This window comes from Kitasatospora sp. NPDC091257, from assembly GCF_044757675.1.
Lineage (GTDB): Bacteria > Actinomycetota > Actinomycetes > Streptomycetales > Streptomycetaceae > Kitasatospora > Kitasatospora lactacystinica.
Genome location: NZ_JBIVVI010001681.1, coordinates 1 through 1,444, shown reverse-complemented (window position 1 = coordinate 1,444; position 1,444 = coordinate 1). Strand labels below are relative to the sequence as shown.

Annotated in this window: 2 protein-coding genes; both read right to left on the bottom strand. The window is 72.9% G+C overall.

Annotated features, from left to right (window positions below; all coding sequences use genetic code 11):
• Positions 1–77 precede the first annotated feature (77 nt).
• Positions 78–827: a nicotinamide riboside transporter PnuC gene (locus ACIQOV_RS41260; protein ID WP_401056258.1), complete on the bottom strand. Its 750-nt coding sequence runs from the start codon at positions 825–827 to the stop codon at positions 78–80.
• Between the two features lie 244 nt (positions 828–1,071).
• Positions 1,072–1,444: riboflavin kinase (locus ACIQOV_RS41255; RefSeq protein WP_401056257.1), on the bottom strand; the 373-nt coding region annotated here is incomplete at its 5' end.

Here is a 1,444-nt window from a genome sequence, read left to right as displayed (position 1 = left end):
GGCCGGCCCGCGGACGGGGTGGAGTGCGGACGGGGTGGAGTGCGGACGGGGTGGAGTGCGGTGCGGTGGCCCGACGGTCAGTCGGCGGCCCCGACCCGCGGGGCGGAGCCGCCCGGGCGGACGTCGTCCCTGTCCTCGTCCCGGCCCTCGTCCCGGCCCTCGACCAGGACGGCGGGCTCCAGCGGCGAGGCGATCTCCTGCGGCTTGCTGCGGGACGCCCAGTCGCGGATGCCGAGCAGCACCATCACGAAGAAGATCCCGTAGACGATGCCGGAGAAGTACAGCTCGGAGTGGACGGCGAGCGGCACGCCCACCAGGTCGACGGCCAGCCAGACGAACCAGAACTCCACGTAGCGGCGGGCCTGGCTGTACATGGCGAGGATCGAGCCGACGAAGATCCAGGCGTCCGCGAGGACCATCCACCACGGCGCTCCGGGGTAGAACGAGGCGTCCGTCCCCTTCAGCACCGCGCCGAACGCGGCCGTCCCCGCCACCATCGCGGCGATCAGCACGGCGCGCTCCCGCCCCGACGCCCAGCGGACGTTGATGGCGCCTTCCTGCTCGCGGCTGCGCTTCCAGGTCGCCCAGCCCCAGGACGCCGAGACGATGATCACGATCTGTCGGGCGGCGTTGCCGCCGAGGTGCACGTTCAGGCTGGCGATCAGCAGCAGCACCGAGCCGAGGATCTGCACCGGCCAGGCCACCAGGGACCGCCGCAGGGCCAGCCAGACGGTGGCGAGCGCCAGGATGTTGCCCAGGAAGTCGGACCAGTAGACGGGGAGACCGAAGAAGTCGAACTGCTCGTTCAACCAGTGGAACGCGCTCATGACTCACACCTTTGTTCGTGCGGAGCGAGGTGGGGGAAGGGACGGTCGGCCCCGCCGAAGCGGGGGGTGCGGGGCCGACCGGGCTCGGGGCGCAGGGCGCGCGGCCGCGTGGGGAGCGGGTGTGCGCGCCGGCAGGTGAAGGCGGTGCCGGTGGATCAGGAGTGGGGAACGGCGGTGCCGGTGGATCACAGCGGGGAAGCGTGATGCCGGTGGATCGGGAGGGGGGAACGGCCGTGCCGGTGGGTCAGGACAGGGCGGCCAGGACGTGCCGTCCGTGCGCGGAGTCCAGCAGGGCCTCGGAGCGGCGGACGTCCTCCCGGGCGGCGAGCAGCAGCTCGTCGACGGAGGCGAACCTCTCGGTGTCCCGGATGCGGGCGACGAACCACAGGTCGACGCGCTCGCCGTACAGGTCGCCCGGGGCGTCGTGGCAGTACACCTCGGTGTGGATCTCGGAGGTGTCGCAGAAGGTGGGGTTGGTGCCGATGCTGATCGTCGCGCGGTGCACGGTGCCGGTCGCGCGGCGGGCCAGCCAGCCGCTGTAGATCGCGGGCGGAGGGACGGGTGTGCCGGGCTCGGCGGCGATGTTGGCGGTGGGGAAGCCCAGCCCCCGCCCCCGG